We start from the raw sequence: 16,744 nt of genomic DNA, 5'->3' as shown, positions 1-16,744 counted from the left end.
ATATATTGTTTTGAGCTGTTAAGTCTATAAAATATGCAGATTCTTTCTCCACCGTTAACAAACTGATATAAATTGTTCCAATAATTAGCTATAAATATCTATAGTTTAGTATATGAAATTACTTAAAGGTTTCGCCAGAAGCTGGAAGTTGGGTGTTTTGTAGTTATTTGCATTCTATGATACAGAACATTAGGTCTGATTTTTATAGTTCAGGAAAAATATGTTCTGCTAGATGGGAATTGATTTTTAGTCTTATAGAACTCTTTGGACCATCCGATTGTATGTAACCTCTATGGAGTAATTCTTTTGTTATTTCAGTTGCAGTTCTTCTACTTACACCTAATATTTCATCTATCTCTGTTCTTTTTTTGAATTCCCCTCTAAGTAAAAGTTCTTTGAATATTTTGTCTGTATCTTTAGGAAGAGGAGCAAGGTCAAACATTCCACTTTGTGTTAGTTTAACATATTTAGTCAATCTCTCAGTTAGAGAACTTAGTTTCAAGTATTTGGTCATGTAATCAACTTGATCTTGAGCACAAGTAAGCATATAGGATACAAACTCATTCAAAGCTCTTGTCGATAGTGCTCCCGTACCATCATACTCTCCTTGACGATGCATGTCGGCATAGGCAAGCATATCTTTATATTTATCGCCACTACGAGCTAAGCCTCTTGATATGTTCCATAATCCATATCCACTAATGCCGCAAGAGAGTAATGCACCATCAAGTGCAAGTCGAGAAGTTCTTCCATTTCCATCTAGAAAGGGGTGAATATAGACTAGTCTATGGTGAGAAGCTAATGCATATATTAGCTTGTTGACTTTTGAGCCAACTAAGCCATCTCTATACAACAGTTCAAACTTATTCATGAGTGATGGTAGCTCTTTCACATCAGGAGCAACATGATCTCCCACATTAACGTCATGTGTACGTAATACACCAGGTGTCATTTTGTTTTGAAGTCCTTCTATCTCAAGAAAGGAATCAACTCCATCTTGAGAGTAGAGATAATTATGAATAGAGCAAATAAATTCTGTTTTATAAGGACTGAAATTTTCATCCTCTACAAGATGTTCAACTCTCTTTTGAGTCTCAATGTGGGCTAATGATAACATTTGAAGTGTACACTTTTTTTTGTCGCTAGAAAAATCTTTTTTCATTGCTTTTTCTATGTCTAGTGGACTTGTACCTTCCGATTCAATTTTATTAGAATAATAGCTATTGATTGTACGTAAATATTCGCGTACAGCATTAAGCGTTTCTGCAGGATGCCCACCTGTCAAAGCAATACTTGAATGAATAAGTTTTTCAGCTCTATCTAGTAAATCTTGTGGAATTTGTTTATTGCTTCTCAGTGGTATGATTGGAGTAAAATCCATATTAATCCTTTTTTTGCGTATCATATACGCTGATAAAATAGATAAACATTGCGTATATTATTGCGCATAATTATTATATGAATAGTATCATAAAATAAAGCTTTAGTAAAGGCATGTTGTATAATTTAATATATTATTACGTATCTTTTTGCGTATTTAAATATGCAAATAATTAGATTTAATTGCGTATAATTTAGCGCATATCATTTTGAGACAATAATTACTGAATAAAATATTGTCTAGTTTATAGGGGCCATTCCAGTAAAAGATTTGTTTATTTACTTGGAAGAGTTGTTAAATAATCACTCCACCACTGCATCATTTTAGTTCTTTCCTCCAGATACTTAGCCCTATTATATGCTTGTGATACACTTGACCCAACTGTATGAGCAAGTTGAGTTTCAATAACATCATGTGCATAAATCCCTTTTTCGTGAGCGATGGTACTGAATATACCTCTAAAAGAATGAGCTACAATCTCTTCTCTGCTATATCCCATTCTTCTTAGTGCTCCAACAAGTGCATTATCGCTCATAGGAGATGTTTTACTTCTAATTGATGGAAATACCAGCGCACTATCACTTTTGGCTTCTTTGAGCAGTTCTATGACCTGTTTAGATAGTGGTACTATTAATTCTTTTTTTGTTTTCATTTTAGATGCTGGAATCACCCATTGCTTAGTATTGAAATCTATTTCATCCCATCTGGCTAACCTAATATTTATAGGTCTTACAAAAGTATGAGCTATCATAGTTAAGGCTAGTATCGTTGATGTATCTCCAGTATATTCTTTTATAGCCTTGAGAAGTGTTGCGAGCTCTTTTGGCTCAGTAATAATAGGATAATTAGTTGTTTGCTTAGCACCAAGTATATCTCCAAGTTTTATATCGGCGGTAGGATTTCTATCTATTTCATCAGGAAAATTACTAAGTGCTTTTGCGAATACACGGTTAATTGAGCTGAATGTCTTACGCGCAGATTCAACAGCACCTCTTTCTTTCATAATATGCATTATCTTAATGATATCTCTTGCTTTGATATCATTCATTCTCTTTGATCCTATAATTGGATAAACATCTTTTTTAAAGCCTTTGACAGTTCTAGTTATATGAGTATCACTGAGTTCTGTACTTATCTCTGTAATGTACCACTCTGCCCATTCTTGAAAAGTTTTTTGTACAACTTCCTCTTTTTTATGTACAACTATTTTAATAAAAGGGTCTCTATTATCATTTGCAAGTATATTTCTGGCTTCATCTCTTTTTCTTCTGGCATTAGCAAGTGTAGTATCTGGATAAACTCCTAAAGATACTTTTTTTATTTTATCGTTATATTTATATCTGAATCTCCACCACTTACCACCATTTATATTTACCTCAAGGTATAAGCCAGCACCATCAGACAATATATATGTTTTTTCTTTTGCTTTAGCATTTTTGATTTGTGTTTCTGTTAAGGGCTTTACAGTTCTTGCCATAAGTACAACTCCTGCTCATTTTCTAAAATTGTACATAATTGTACTTAAAGTTGTACTTAAAACTATGGATTTATAAGTACAACTATGGATACATATGGACAATAAAAATAGTTAAATCTCGTAAATTAGGGGTTTTGTTGATGAGTTTTGTGGGATTAATGGTGGAGCTGTGGAGAATCGAACTCCAGTCCGAAACCACGCTACTCCTAACGTCTACATGTTTAGAAAAGCCGTTAAAGTTTAATCTTGCTTCACACAACTTGCAAAGCTACACAAGACGAGCCTCGGGATTCGTCTTACGCTGAGACAGACGTAAGATATATCTACATAAGGGTTATACTTCGAATCCTAACTATCTAGAGTCATTAGGTGAAGCAGCCCGTCCTCTAAGAGGGGGTAAAACTTAAGCTACTGCTAAAGCTGGGCGGTAATTTGTATTGTTTGCATTTAAGCAATTGTGAGCCGCGTAACGGAAATGCTCAGTCCGACATGCAATTAGAAGCTACTTGATCCCGTCGAAACCAGGTCAGCCCCATATGGTTGGAATTATAGCAGAATGTTTCTAAATAAATTGGCAATTTTTTCTGCATAAGTTTATATTTGATGTAACGATTGGTAATATCATAAAAGAGTCAAAAAAAGGGATTGTTAACAGGTGGTGGCCAATCTCGGAATCGAACCAAGGACACAATGATTTTCAGTCATTTGCTCTACCGACTGAGCTAATTGGCCATAATAAAATTTGGAAGTCTCTAAAAGTGGTGGTGGCCAATCTCGGAATCGAACCAAGGACACAGTGATTTTCAGTCACTTGCTCTACCGACTGAGCTAATTGGCCATCTTTTAAAGAGCGACATTGTATCTTCTGCGGGCTGAAAGCTAGCTTATGTTTCGTACAGCTTCTTTAAATTGGTCACCTCTTTGTGCATAAGAGGTGAATTCATCAAGGCTGGCTGCTGCTGGAGAGAGTAGGGCAACTTCCTTTTCAGCTAGATTTTTATCTATTTTAGAGATGGCATCTGCGAGATTTAGACATAAATTTGAGTCAATCTTGTACTCTTTTGCAAGTTTTGAAAGCTTTTCTTTGTTTGAACCTATATTGTAGATGCTAACATTTAAGTTTTGCAGATAAACAAAGAGCTCATTTAAATCAACACCTTTGTCATCACCACCTAAGATAAGATGAATACGTGAATCTTTGTATCTCTTTAGTGCTGCGATGCTTGCATCTATGTTAGTCGCTTTCGTGTCATTTACCCAGAGACGATTTTTTGCATCTCTTAGTTCTTCTTGTCTATGTGGATCAAGAACAAAAGAGTTTATTTTTTTATAGTCTATTTTGTCAAAAAGAACTTTATCTACTGCCATTGCTAAAAGAGCATCTGCAAGAAATGCACCTTTAAAGTTTACTCTGCTTGCATCTATGCCAAAACGCTCAGCTAAATTTTTTTCATCTTTGTATGTAATGATATGAGCATCTGTTTTAACATCTTTGTATGCATCTGGGATGATGGCTACTTCACCTTCTTTCATCGTTGCTAGAGGTTTTAGTTTTGCATCTACATACTCTTGCATACTTCCGTGCCAGCTAAGATGGTCAGGACTTAATGGAAGAAGAACATATATGTTTGGAGTAGCGATGTTAGTATAGTGCATAGTAAAAGAACTAGTCTCTAAAATCCACATTTTAGCATCTAGAGAAAGCTCAGCAAGTGGAGTACCGATGTTCCCACCGGCTTGAGAGCCTTTTGATTCTAGTAGATGCTGCATCATCTGTGTTGTAGTTGTTTTACCGTTTGTACCACTTATCCAGATGCTAAGAGGTGAACTCTCTGTAAAATAGTCATATTCACTTATAAGATTATTTGCTTTAAGTATAAGTGGATTTGAGGGTGGGATTCCGGGTGACGGAATCTCAAGTTGTGAATATTTTGCGTTAAACTCACTTGATGGTTTAACCATAAAACCATTCTCATCACGAAAAGGTTTAGTACATTTGTCATCGTAAAAGATAGCTTCTTTGGCTACTTTTGCGATAGCCTTTGTAGTTTTGCCATAACCAAATAGAGATACTCTTTGCATTTAACGAATCTTTAGAGTGATAAGAGCGATGAGGTTTGAGAGAATCGCAATAATCCAAAATCTAACGATAATCTTATTTTCAGCCCATTTTTTCATCTCAAAATGGTGATGAATAGGAGCCATTAAAAAGACTCTTTTTTTACGAAATTTATAACTTCCAACTTGAAGGATTACAGAGACAGTTTCTATAACAAAGATAGAACCGATTAGAAGTAGTAAAATCTCACTTTTAGAGATGATAGCAAGGTAACCTAGAAAAGCACCTATTGTAAGTGAACCGCTATCTCCCATAAATACTTCAGCAGGATGGCAGTTGTACCATAAGAAGCCGGTAAGCGCACCCATAAGAGCACTGGCTACAATCGCAACTTCACCAACATCAAAGTTTGGCATTAAAAGGTAAGAACTTATCTTAGCGTTTCCTGTAATATATATGATAATACTAAAAGAAGCCAAAGCGGCTAAAGATGGAACAGTCGCTAATCCGTCAAGTCCATCTGTTAAGTTTACGGCATTTGATGTTGAAATTATTACTAAACACCAAAGAGCGATTGAGTAGACACCCATGTCAAAAACAGGTGTTTTAATAAATGGAACATATAGATCAGTGTTAAAATCAGCGAATAAACATAAAAAAGATGTAACTACTAAAGCTGCAATGATTTGAAGAGCAAGTTTAGCCCTAGCCTTTAATCCTGCTAGGTTTTCACTTTTTTTTATTTTTGCATAGTCATCTTGAAAACCGATTAGAGCAAAAAGTATAAGTGTCAAAATTGCACCAAGTGCATACATGTTTGAGAACTTTATAGTTAGTAGTGATGCTAAAATAGTTGCACCTACAAAAACGATTCCACCCATTGTAGGAGTCTTTGCTTTTTGTTGATGATTTTCTGGTGCCCATGCATTAATTGGCTGAACACTAGAAGTTCTTTGTGCCCACTTTATAAAACGAGGTAGTAAGAATAGTGTGAAAAACAGAGCTAAGAAAAAAGAGACACCAGCCCTGATTGTAATGTATCCAAGTATGTTGATATGAAATAATTCGTAGAGAGTGTATAACAAATTAACTGATCCCTTAATAGTTTAAAAATGACATTATAGTATAATTGCATAAAACTTTATATAAGGGAGCAAATTTGTCAAAAAAAGCTGTTCTAGTTATTACAGATGGTATAGGTTTTAGTCCTAAAACTGAACATAATGCATTCCACAATGCAACTAAACCAAACTATGATAAATTATTTGAAGAGACTCCACACTCTCTCATCGATACTTCAGGGCTTAGTGTTGGACTGCCAGAAGGTCAGATGGGGAACTCTGAAGTTGGGCATATGAGCATAGGAAGCGGTAGAGTTTTATACCAAGATCTTGTAAAAATCTCATTAGCACTTTCTGAAAATACTTTAGAAGAAAACAAAACACTACAAAATCTTTTTAAAACTTCAGATAGATTGCATCTAATAGGTCTGATGAGTGACGGTGGTGTTCACTCTCATATTGATCATTTTATGGGTGTAGCAAAAATTGCGGCAAAAAATGGAAAAAAAGTTTTCTTGCATCTAATAACTGATGGAAGGGATGTATCTCCAACTTCTGCACAAAAATATTTAAAAATTGTACAAAGCCACCTAAATGAGAATATTCAAATAGCAACTATGGCTGGACGTTTTTACGCGATGGACAGAGATAACCGTTGGGGAAGAATCCAAAGAGCATATGAAGCAATAGTAGAAGCAAAACCAAAAACAGATTTTGAACCGGCAGGCTACATTGGTTCATCTTACGCTCTTGGTGAGACTGATGAGTTTGTAGAACCAACAGCTTTTGAAGGTTATGATGGTGTTAAAGATGGAGACAGTATACTAACTATCAATTTTAGAAGTGATAGAATGAGAGAGCTTGTTACTGCTCTCGCATCTAATGGTTTTCATGAGTTTTCAAGAAACTATAAAATGGTAAGCCTTGCAACTATGACAGAGTATGATAAATCTTTCTCATATCCGGTTCTTTTTTCAAAAGCAGCACCTAAAAATACTTTAGCAGAAATAATTTCATCTAAGGGCCTAAGACAACTTCACACAGCGGAAACTGAAAAGTATGCTCATGTTACATTCTTTTTAAATGGTGGTATAGATGAGCCATATGAGAATGAGACAAGAGTCCTTATTCCTTCTCCTGATGTAAAGACTTATGATATGAAACCAGAGATGAGCGCTTTTGAAGTTGGCGAGGCTGTTTTAAAAGCGATGGATGAGAACTATGACTTTGTTGTTGTAAACTTTGCAAACGGTGATATGGTCGGACATACTGGAGATGAAGAAGCTGCAAAAATTGCAGTTACTGCAGTAGACGCACAACTTGGAAAAATTATAGAAAAAGCAAAAGAGAATGATTATGCTGTGGTTATTACATCTGATCATGGAAACTGTGAAGAGATGAAAGATGAAGATGGAAATACTTTAACAAATCACACAACAGGAAAAGTATGGTGTTTTGTTATGGCTGATGGTGTTACTAAGGTAGAATCAGGTGGACTCAACAACATAGCTCCAACTGTATTAAAACTTATGGACATAGAAATTCCATCTGAGATGGATCATAGTCTTATATAAAAGTATTTTTTTTAGTAAAATTAACTTATAATGAACTCTATACATTAGGAGTTTGTTATGAAAGTATTGTTGACAGGAGCAAATGGCTATATTGGTAGACGCTTGAAAAGTTTACTTATTTTGCAAAAAAATATAGAATTAAGAATATTAGTACGAAATAAGAAAAGCTTGTCTCAAGAGGTACTTGACAATTATGAAGTTATTGAAGGTGATACATTTGATAAAGAAGCTTTAAAAAAAGCTTTAGAGGACATTGATATCGCTTTTTATCTCATCCACTCCTTAAACAAAAAAAACTATAAAGAATTAGATAAACAATCAGCCCAAAACTTTATAGAAGCATCTGGTCACTGTGGTGTAAAAAGAATCATATATCTTGGTGGATTGGGTGTGAAAAATAGTGATACAAGTAAACACCTTTTAAGCCGTATTGAAACTGGTGAGATTTTAAGCTCATCAAGTACTATACAAACAATTTGGATAAGAGCAGGAGTGATTATAGGCTCAGGAAGTGCAAGCTTTGAGATTATACGAAATCTTGTAGAAAAATTACCCTTAATGATAACACCAAAATGGGTAGATACCTATGCTCAACCGATTGCGGTAGATGATGTCATAAATTATCTTGTTGCATCTTTATATTTAAATTATAAGAAAAACTTGATTGTTGATATTGGCTCTGCAAAAATGAAATATAAAGATATGATGCTTCAAACGGCAAAAGCCCTTAAGCTTAAAAGGTATCTTATATCTGTTCCGTTTATGAGTATAAACCTCTCATCGTATTGGTTAAATCTCTTTACTCCAGTTCCTTTTACTGTGGCAAAAGCACTTATTGAAGGACTTAAATCAGAAGTAACTATACAAAACAACAATGCAAAAGAGTATTATCCTAAAGTAAAACCTATGAGCTATATTGATGCTGTTAAAAAAGCAGTTATAGAGATAGAACAGCATCAAGTCATCAGCAGGTGGAGTGATAGTGACGGCTCAAACTGGGATAAAAAACACAAAGAACAAATAAACGATTCAATTTTTGTAGATAGAAAAGAAGCTGATATAAGCTCATATGATAAGAAGAAAGTTTTTAAAGCCATAACATCTCTTGGTGGTGAAAACGGATGGTTCGATTATGATTTTTTATGGGAACTTAGAGGTATTATAGACAAAGCAGTCGGTGGGGTTGGAATTAATAGAGGTAGAAGAGATAATTGTGATTTAAGACTTGGAGAGTGCTTGGACTTTTGGAGAGTTGAAGACATAAAAGAAGATGAGAGATTACTCCTATTTGCACAGATGAAAATGCCTGGAGAAGGATGGTTAGAGTTTAAAATAGATGGTAATAAACTTATTCAATCAGCATACTTCTACCCTAGGGGAATAGTAGGAAGAATCTATTGGTATGCACTTATACCGCTTCATTATTTGGTATTTATAAATATGATAAGAAATATATTAAGAAATAGTAAATCTTGATATTTTCTATATTTAAAATTCTTTAAATAAAGCAACTATTTGGTATCGTTTTATCATTAAATTAGATGGGGAAGCTTAATGAAATTTAGTGGAAAAAATGTTTTAGTTACAGGCTCAAGTCGTGGTATTGGTGCAGAGATTGCAAAAACTTTAGCTGGTTTTGGTTTAAAAGTTTGGATTAACTACAGAAGTGGTGCTGCAGAAGCAGACGCAATAAAAGAAACTATTGAAGCTGCCGGCGGAAACGCTGCTGTTATCGGCTTTGATGTTAGTGATGAAGAAGCATTCGTAGATGCTATTAAAACTATAGTTGACAGTGATGGTGAACTTTCTTACCTTGTAAACAATGCCGGTATTACAAATGACAAGCTTGCTCTTCGTATGAAGACTGAAGATTTCATGAGTGTTATCAATGCAAATCTTACTTCTTGTTTTATTGGTTGTAGAGAATCTATGAAAGTTATGAGAAAGAAAAAGTTTGGTTCAGTTGTTAATATCGCTTCAATTGTTGGTGAAACAGGTAATGCTGGACAAACAAATTATGCGGCTTCTAAGGGTGGCGTTATTGCGATGAGCAAGAGTTTCGCAATCGAAGCAGCAACTAGCGGAATTCGTTATAACACAATTACTCCTGGCTTTATTGCAACTGAAATGACAGATGCACTTAGTGATGAGATTAAAGAAGGTTTTACTTCTAAAATCCCAATGAAACGCTTTGGAAATGCGAAAGAAGTAGCCGAAGCTACAGCATTTTTACTTTCAGATCACTCTAGTTATATAACTGGTGAAACATTAAAAGTTAATGGCGGAATGAATATGGCATAGGTAGTTGGTTTAAGCTATATATGTTATAATTTCGCGATTTTATACTTAAAAACATAGGAGCTATAATGGCACTTTTAGACGATATTAAAGAAGTAGTAGTTGAGCAATTAAGCGTTAACCCGGATGAAGTTAAAGAAGACGCGAAGTTTGTTGAAGATTTAGGTGCTGATAGCCTTGACGTTGTTGAATTAGTAATGGCTCTTGAAGAGAAATTTGACATTGAAATTCCTGATGATGAAGCAGAGAAAATTCAAACAGTTAGAGATGTTGTAACTTATATCGAAAGCAAATAATCACTATTAAGTGTTTTTAGAACTCAATAAGGGCTTTAAGTAGCTCTGCTGGGTTTTTTAAAGTATTTTGTAATTTTATCATGGAGATTTTTAAATGAGAAGAGTAGTAGTAACTGGGATGGGCATGATAAATGCAGTTGGGAATGACAAAGAGAGTTCTTTTAAAGCAATATGTGATGGCGTATGTGGAATAGACACAATAACTCTTTTTGATCCTTCAGACTATAGTGCAAAAATTGCTGGTGAGGTTAAAGATTTTGATCCTGCAACAGTTATGGCACCAAAAGAAGTTAAAAAAGCTGACAGATTTATTCACTTAGGTCTTAAAGCTGCTCAAGAAGCGATGGCGGATGCTAACCTTCCAGAAGACACTGATATGGAAAGATTTGGTATTAGTGCTGGATCTGGTATCGGTGGACTTCCATCAATTGAGAAAAACTCTATTATCATAGAAACTCGTGGTCCTCGTAAAATCTCTCCATTTTTTATTCCAGGTGCTTTAGTTAATATGCTTGGTGGTTTTGTGTCTATTGAACATGGAACAAAAGGTCCAAACCTTTCAAGTGTAACTGCATGTGCTGCAGGAACTCACGCAATAAGTGAAGCTGTTAAGACGATTATGTGTAATGGTGCTGAAAAAATGTTAGTTGTTTCAGCTGAATGTGCAATCACTGGTGCTGGTGTTGGTGGGTTTGCTGCGATGAAAGCATTATCAACGAATAATGAAAATCCAAAGAGTGCTTCTCGTCCATTTGATGCAGACCGTGATGGTTTTGTAATGGGAGAAGGTGCAGCTGCATTAATATTAGAAGTTTATGAAGATGCTGTAGCTCGTGGCGCAAATATTTATGGTGAGATTATAGGTTTTGGTGAGAGCGGAGATGCTAGTCATATTACAACTCCAAGTCTTGATGGTCCGGCTCGTGCAATGAAGGCAGCATACAAAATGGCTGGTGAGCCTAAACTTGATTATGTTAATGCTCATGGAACAAGTACTCCAATCAATGATAAAAATGAAACGGCAGCTGTAAAAGACCTACTTGGCGGAAAAGAAAATTGTCCTCCAATGAGTTCAATAAAAGGTCAAATAGGTCACTGTCTTGGTGCTGCTGGTGGTATTGAAGCTGTTACATGTTTAATGGCAATGAGAGATGGAATCATCCCTCCAACAATAAACTACACTACACCTGATGAAAATTGTGATTTAGATGTCGTTCCTAATACTTCAAGAAAAGCGGAATTAAATGTAGTTATGAGTAACTCTTTTGGTTTCGGTGGAACTAATGGTGTTTTAATCTTCAAAAAAATCTAACTTAAGGATTTAATTTGGCAACATATTTAGACTTTGAATACAAAATTAAATTTATTCAAGAAGATATTATTTCTGCGCGCGTTCGTCATGATGAAGGTGCTTTAGAATCTCTTCAAGAAAACTTAGATAAAGAAGTGTCAAAAACTTTTACTAATCTATCCCCGTTTCAGCAACTTCAACTTGCTCGTCATATAGATAGACCGTATGCACTGGACTATATTAACTTAATCATGCGTGATAAATATGAGATTCATGGAGATAGACATTTCCGTGATGATGCTGCAATCGTATGTTATTTAGGTTATATCGGCGATGAAAAAGTTATGGTTATTGGTGAGCAAAAAGGCCGCGGTACTAAGAACAAAATAAGAAGAAACTTCGGTATGCCTCACCCAGAGGGTTACAGAAAAGCTCTTCGTGCTGCTAAGATGGCAGAAAAATTTAATATCCCTCTTTTGATGCTTGTAGATACTCCGGGTGCTTACCCAGGTCTTGGCGCTGAAGAGAGAAATCAGAGTGAAGCAATCGCTAGAAATCTTTTAGAACTTGCAGAGCTTGACACTCAAACTATCTCTATTGTTATTGGAGAAGGTGGAAGTGGTGGAGCACTTGCAATTGGTGTTGCTGATAAATTTGCGATGATGCGTTACTCTGTATTTAGTGTTATCTCTCCAGAAGGCTGTTCAGCAATTTTATGGAATGATCCTAAGAAAGCTGAAGCTGCAACGAATGCAATGAAAATCACTAGTGGTGACTTAAAAGAGTTAAACCTTATTGATGATATTATTGATGAACCACTTATTGGTGCGCACAGGGATAAAGAAGCAGCTGCTGCGGCAATATCTGATTATTTTCTAAAAAACTTAAATTCTCTTAGAGAGATGAGTAAAGAAGAACGTATGGAAGCTAGATATAGTAAACTAACAGGAGTTGGTGCTTACGCAGAGTAAGAACTATTCCTCTTTTTCTTCTTCTTGGCTCTCCATTAGAGGGTCGAACTTCGGTCGTTTAAATCTTTTTGCCTCTTTAGAAAACTTTATAAGATCCTCGGCAGTTTTTACATCTTTATCTAAACTTTTGAGATTATGAAGTGAAAGCATAAACAATCCATAAGTTGTGATAACATCACTCATTGCTCTATGGTGAGTTGCATTTGGGTTTAGATGTAGTGAGTCATTTAGGTAAGACAGAGCATATCTGTAAGATTCTATTGTTCTCTCTGCGAGTGCTAGAGAACATATCGAACGGTTGAGAAGCGGTTCTAAACCAATTTTTTGCATACTTAATGATATGAATTTATAGTCAAATTTAACATCGTGAGCAACAAAGATAGCATTTCCTAAAAAGCTTTTGAACTCATAAAGAACTTTTTTTAAGTTTGGTGCATTTTTTGTATCTTCAACAGATATGCCAGTTATTTCTGTAATATGTTTGTTGATTTCTCTGCAATAAACAAGTGATTCAAATTTATCAATTATTACCCCGTCTCTTACTTTTACTGCGCCTATTTCAATGATTTGATGTTTATCTATCTTAGAACCGTTTGTTTCTATGTCTACAATACAAAACTCAGCATCTTTAATAGACATAAATCTTGTAGCAAAGTAAAAATAACCATGCTGTTTAACTATCTCTAAACCTTGTGAATGCCAAAGTTCTAAAGAGAAGTCTAAGTCGTCGTTTAACTGTGGTTTTAAGTTGTCGATGCACAGACCCTTAGAGGCTAGTTTATGGATGCTCTTAGTGTCTAGTTGAAAATCTTTAGCTAGCATTTGCTATAAAATCTTTCACTTTTTCTTTATCTTTTACACCATGAGATATCTCTACTCCGCTACTGACATCAACACCGTAAAAGCCATACTTTTTCAATGAAGCTACATTATCTGCATCTAGTCCACCGGCAAGAATGATTTTTGAGCAGTCTACATCATTGAACCACTCTATATTTAGCCTTTTACCTGCTCCACCAAAAGCTTCACAGTATGCATCTACTAGTCTGTACTCATTAGAGTACTGTAAAATATCTTTAGCTTCTTTAGCTCTTATGACTTTGATATGTGGAACAAAAAGTTGTTCGTAAACTGCATCTGAAGCTTCAAAATGAAGTTGAGCAAGAGTACAGCCGGACTCTTGAATGTATGAGTTGATAACTTGTGCATCTACATTTACAAAAAGTCCAACTTTTTCTACAAATGGAGGAAGTTGAGTGATGATTTTTTTAGCATCTGAGGGCGTTATATACCTAGGGGATTTTTCATAAAATACAAAACCAAGTGCATTAGCACCTGCATTTATTGCATCCATAGCATCTGAGTAAGATGTAATCCCACATATTTTAGTTCGCATTATATCTGTAGACTTTTTATAGCTTCTTTTTTTGAAGCATGATTAAACACATAGCTTCCAGCAACAACAACATCAACTCCAGCATCTTTTAGACTTTGAATATTTTTATCAGTTACTCCACCATCAACTTGAATAAGACAATTTGGGTTAAGTCTATTTCTCATCTCATTTAATTTTGAAGCTTTAGGAATAACTGTATCAATAAAACTTTGTCCGCCAAAACCAGGATTAACACTCATCAGAAGAATCATATCTAAGTCTTGAAGTAAGTATTCAACAGATTCAGGTGGCGTATGAGGATTTAAAACAATTGCAGGTTTGATCCCTAAAGAGCGAATTTTCTGGATTAGTCTATGTGGATGCTTCTCTTCTTCTATGTGAAAAGATATATATGCAGGTTTTAAAGGTGCAAAAAGGTCAACAAAAAAAGTGTTATTTTCAACCATAAGATGAATATCAAGAGGTTTTGTGGCACATGCAGCAATAGCTGAAACTACAACTGGCCCAATTGTAAGGTTTGGAACAAAGTGACCATCCATAACATCAACATGAACTAAATCACAACCAGCATCGCAAATAGCTTCAACATCTCTTTGTAAATTGCCAAAATCAGCCGATAGAACACTAGGGGCTACTTGAATCATAAAAATCCTTTATTTAATTGTGGAATTATATCAAAGTTATTGTACAAAAAGTTGAGTCTTTTATCTAGTTAAGAAAAATAGAAAGTTGTTATTATTAAAAGATAAGTCGACCTGTACGCCTTTTCTAGATTCTATAACTTCAAGAAGACTGTCCACATCATTGTATGTTCTTGGAAGCGTGATGTCAATACTTATTCTTTCATCAGAAAGAAGAGTTTTAATCTTACCTCCAACAATATTTACAAGTTCAGCAAGAGTATCAAGTATCATTTCCTCATCGTCAGTCTTTTCGCCAATAAGAAGTTCACAAGCCTTTTTGGCTATTTCTTTTGGAAATACTAAAACAACCATCCCATCCATATCACCATAGTAACCAATAGAACTAGCTATCTTGCCATTCTTATCATCTATAATAATATTTTGAACCTGCACGGCTTGTTTAACAGCTTTAGAGTTTGTCATCATCTCAATAGTTGCAACTGTGGCATCTATAAACCTTGGAAGTTCAGTAACTGTTTGCTTGTTTATAGCTCTTTTAGTTTTTGTATTTGCTGGACTACTCGCACCCAATTCTTTTAAAAGCTCTTTATTTAGTAATATATCATCCATCTGCTCATAGAATAGAATTCCGGCATCTTCAAGATTTTCTTTAAATACTTCTGGAGTTTTCTCAAAAGTCATTCCTACAAAACATATTGAAGCGTTATATTCTGCTGCAGAACTTGCAAGTTTTGAAAAAAAGTTTAGAGCATGAACATTCATACTTATAACTTTATATGCATCAAATATAAATAGTCTAAAGCCAACATTGAGTGAGTTGTTATGATATTCAATATTAAATTTATTTCCTATCTCTGTATCTAAAAAAGATGAGATAGAATATATAATAGCATTTCCTGTTACACGAGTAGCTATTTTTTGTCCCATTTGACCTAAATATGTAGAATCTATAACGTAGTCATAAGCCTCTTTTTTTGAACATTTTTCTTTAAACTCTTCTGCACTTTGTGCAACAATTGGATTATGCCCGTTATCGTGAAGTTCAATTGCCATAGCTGTGCGTTGAGATTTATCTTCACTGTAAAGCAGAATGTTTTTATTTTGATTTTTAAAGTTTGATGAAAATAGATAGGCGATCTCTATAGATTTAAATAAAGAAAAATTCAGTTCATCTTTATAAAAGACTTTTATAGCTTCATATTTTTTAGTGTCATAGTCACAAAAACCAACAGCAGCATGACTGCCTTGGCGAACTTTGATAAAAAGTTTCATAAAAGCATCTAGCCCATTCCTGTTGAAAAACACAACCCTTTTTAGTGAAACTAAAACCATATCTACTTTTAGTGAAGCCGTAGATGCGACATCTTCTATACTTAAAAATGCTTTACTGCTGTTTCCATCTAAAAAACCTTGAGGTGTAAAAATTGCTATGCCATTTTTAACGATTGGTTTCATGCTATTTCCATTAGTGTAGAGAATTCTTCATATATGTCACCAACATAGTCTATTTGAAAATCTATAAAGTCATTTAGACCAGCTTCAATAAACATAGGTTGAGATAGTTCATAAAATAGTAAGAGATGCATCCACTTCCCAAGAAGGTTTATCTTTTTATCTTCAGATGGTTTCAATCCAGAAGAGGCTTGAATGATTTTAGCAATCTCTTCTGGCATCTCCCATTTAACAGATATCTGTTCGCATATATCGAAAATGCCAACTCCACATAGGCGAGTCAGTATAGTGTTGTAATCAAGATTTTTTACACTTCTTAAAAGGTTTACATCTTCTATTTTGTCACAAAACAGTGCTTCTGAGACGATAATACTAGCTGGTAGAAGAGCAATAGAACTAGATATGTTTTTATCATCTATGCATAGATGATCTAAAATCTCTTCCCATCTTTTTGATAATTTTGCCTGTAACTCATGGAATGCCCTAGCATTTAGTTTAAACAAAACCCATTTACCAGGACTAAGTAGAGTCGTCATATAGTTGTAAACAGTTTGTTGTGAGCCGGAGACACCCAAAATTCCAAATATTTGAGATACATCAGTAACTTCATTTGCAAAGCCATATATAGGTTTGTTAACTAGTTCTTTGAGATATGTTGCAAGAGCTAAATCAGTCTGTGCGGCTTTTGAGGCTTTAATAAGTTCACCGGCATTGAGTAGCGTCAGTGTTTCTTTTAGTGCTTGCGGTGCAGGTGGGATTTTGCTAATATACTCATCAATTTTATCTTTTGTTATCATCTTCACTTCATATGTTGTTAATTTGTATATATTCTAGCTGTATATTG

At 34.8% G+C, this 16,744-nt stretch carries 15 protein-coding genes, 2 tRNA genes and 1 other RNA gene; 6 read left to right on the top strand and 12 right to left on the bottom strand.

Features of this window, described 5'->3' with window-relative positions; all coding sequences use genetic code 11:
- Positions 1–202 precede the first annotated feature (202 nt).
- From SMGD1_RS03325 to mraY, 7 genes are all read right to left on the bottom strand, one after another.
- On the bottom strand, positions 203–1,381 hold the full coding sequence (locus tag SMGD1_RS03325) for a Fic family protein (RefSeq protein WP_008337667.1): 1,179 nt from the start codon (positions 1,379–1,381) through the stop codon (positions 203–205).
- A gap of 274 nt (positions 1,382–1,655) precedes the next feature.
- Positions 1,656–2,858, bottom strand: coding sequence for a tyrosine-type recombinase/integrase (locus SMGD1_RS03320; protein ID WP_008338065.1), 1,203 nt, complete (start codon positions 2,856–2,858; stop codon positions 1,656–1,658).
- 159 nt (positions 2,859–3,017) lie between these two features.
- Positions 3,018–3,392, bottom strand: a transfer-messenger RNA (tmRNA) gene (gene ssrA, locus SMGD1_RS14545).
- A gap of 122 nt (positions 3,393–3,514) precedes the next feature.
- Positions 3,515–3,590, bottom strand: a tRNA-Phe gene (locus SMGD1_RS03315).
- 30 nt (positions 3,591–3,620) lie between these two features.
- Positions 3,621–3,696, bottom strand: a tRNA-Phe gene (locus SMGD1_RS03310).
- A gap of 41 nt (positions 3,697–3,737) precedes the next feature.
- Complete coding sequence (gene murD, locus SMGD1_RS03305) at positions 3,738–4,940, bottom strand: UDP-N-acetylmuramoyl-L-alanine--D-glutamate ligase (protein ID WP_008337836.1); 1,203 nt, start codon at positions 4,938–4,940, stop codon at positions 3,738–3,740.
- Positions 4,941–6,002: a phospho-N-acetylmuramoyl-pentapeptide-transferase gene (mraY, locus tag SMGD1_RS03300; protein ID WP_008340624.1), complete on the bottom strand. Its 1,062-nt coding sequence runs from the start codon at positions 6,000–6,002 to the stop codon at positions 4,941–4,943.
- 74 nt (positions 6,003–6,076) lie between these two features.
- Between mraY and gpmI the strand changes: the two genes are divergently transcribed.
- From gpmI to accA, 6 genes are all read left to right on the top strand, one after another.
- Positions 6,077–7,552 (top strand): 2,3-bisphosphoglycerate-independent phosphoglycerate mutase, encoded by a 1,476-nt coding sequence (gene gpmI / locus SMGD1_RS03295; protein ID WP_008337814.1) that lies wholly within the window; start codon positions 6,077–6,079, stop codon positions 7,550–7,552.
- A 57-nt stretch (positions 7,553–7,609) separates the two neighbouring features.
- Positions 7,610–9,028, top strand: coding sequence for an SDR family oxidoreductase (locus SMGD1_RS03290; protein ID WP_008337968.1), 1,419 nt, complete (start codon positions 7,610–7,612; stop codon positions 9,026–9,028).
- A gap of 78 nt (positions 9,029–9,106) precedes the next feature.
- The gene (gene fabG / locus SMGD1_RS03285; protein ID WP_008337659.1) at positions 9,107–9,853 is read left to right on the top strand and encodes a 3-oxoacyl-ACP reductase FabG; all 747 of its coding nucleotides are present in this window, start codon (positions 9,107–9,109) and stop codon (positions 9,851–9,853) included.
- Positions 9,854–9,918: 65 nt separating this feature from the next.
- Positions 9,919–10,146, top strand: a complete 228-nt coding sequence (acpP, locus tag SMGD1_RS03280) for an acyl carrier protein (protein ID WP_008338053.1) — start codon at positions 9,919–9,921, stop codon at positions 10,144–10,146.
- A 94-nt stretch (positions 10,147–10,240) separates the two neighbouring features.
- Positions 10,241–11,458, top strand: a complete 1,218-nt coding sequence (locus SMGD1_RS03275; protein ID WP_008337987.1) for a beta-ketoacyl-ACP synthase II — start codon at positions 10,241–10,243, stop codon at positions 11,456–11,458.
- A 14-nt stretch (positions 11,459–11,472) separates the two neighbouring features.
- Entirely contained in the window at positions 11,473–12,408 is a 936-nt protein-coding gene (accA, locus tag SMGD1_RS03270) for an acetyl-CoA carboxylase carboxyl transferase subunit alpha (RefSeq protein WP_008337703.1), read from the top strand.
- 3 nt (positions 12,409–12,411) lie between these two features.
- Here accA and SMGD1_RS03265 read toward each other — a convergent pair whose 3' ends face one another.
- The 5 genes from SMGD1_RS03265 to SMGD1_RS03245 all read right to left on the bottom strand — a co-directional run bounded on the left by SMGD1_RS03265 (position 12,412) and on the right by SMGD1_RS03245 (position 16,697).
- On the bottom strand, positions 12,412–13,230 hold the full coding sequence (locus SMGD1_RS03265) for a 3'-5' exonuclease (RefSeq protein ID WP_008337817.1): 819 nt from the start codon (positions 13,228–13,230) through the stop codon (positions 12,412–12,414).
- Positions 13,220–13,804, bottom strand: coding sequence for a phosphoribosylanthranilate isomerase (locus SMGD1_RS03260; RefSeq protein ID WP_008337930.1), 585 nt, complete (start codon positions 13,802–13,804; stop codon positions 13,220–13,222). Before SMGD1_RS03260 ends, SMGD1_RS03265 begins: the two co-directional genes overlap by 11 nt.
- Positions 13,804–14,445, bottom strand: coding sequence for a ribulose-phosphate 3-epimerase (gene rpe / locus SMGD1_RS03255; protein ID WP_039920131.1), 642 nt, complete (start codon positions 14,443–14,445; stop codon positions 13,804–13,806). The genes SMGD1_RS03260 and rpe overlap by 1 nt, the downstream gene beginning before the upstream one ends.
- A 63-nt stretch (positions 14,446–14,508) precedes the next feature.
- Positions 14,509–15,903 (bottom strand): chemotaxis protein CheX, encoded by a 1,395-nt coding sequence (locus tag SMGD1_RS03250; RefSeq protein ID WP_008337732.1) that lies wholly within the window; start codon positions 15,901–15,903, stop codon positions 14,509–14,511.
- The gene (locus SMGD1_RS03245; protein ID WP_008337709.1) at positions 15,900–16,697 is read right to left on the bottom strand and encodes an HDOD domain-containing protein; all 798 of its coding nucleotides are present in this window, start codon (positions 16,695–16,697) and stop codon (positions 15,900–15,902) included. Before SMGD1_RS03245 ends, SMGD1_RS03250 begins: the two co-directional genes overlap by 4 nt.
- Positions 16,698–16,744: the final 47 nt, after the last annotated feature.

This window comes from Sulfurimonas gotlandica GD1 (assembly GCF_000242915.1).
Classification (GTDB): domain Bacteria; phylum Campylobacterota; class Campylobacteria; order Campylobacterales; family Sulfurimonadaceae; genus Sulfurimonas; species Sulfurimonas gotlandica.
This window is presented reverse-complemented; position numbering and strand designations above follow the sequence as displayed.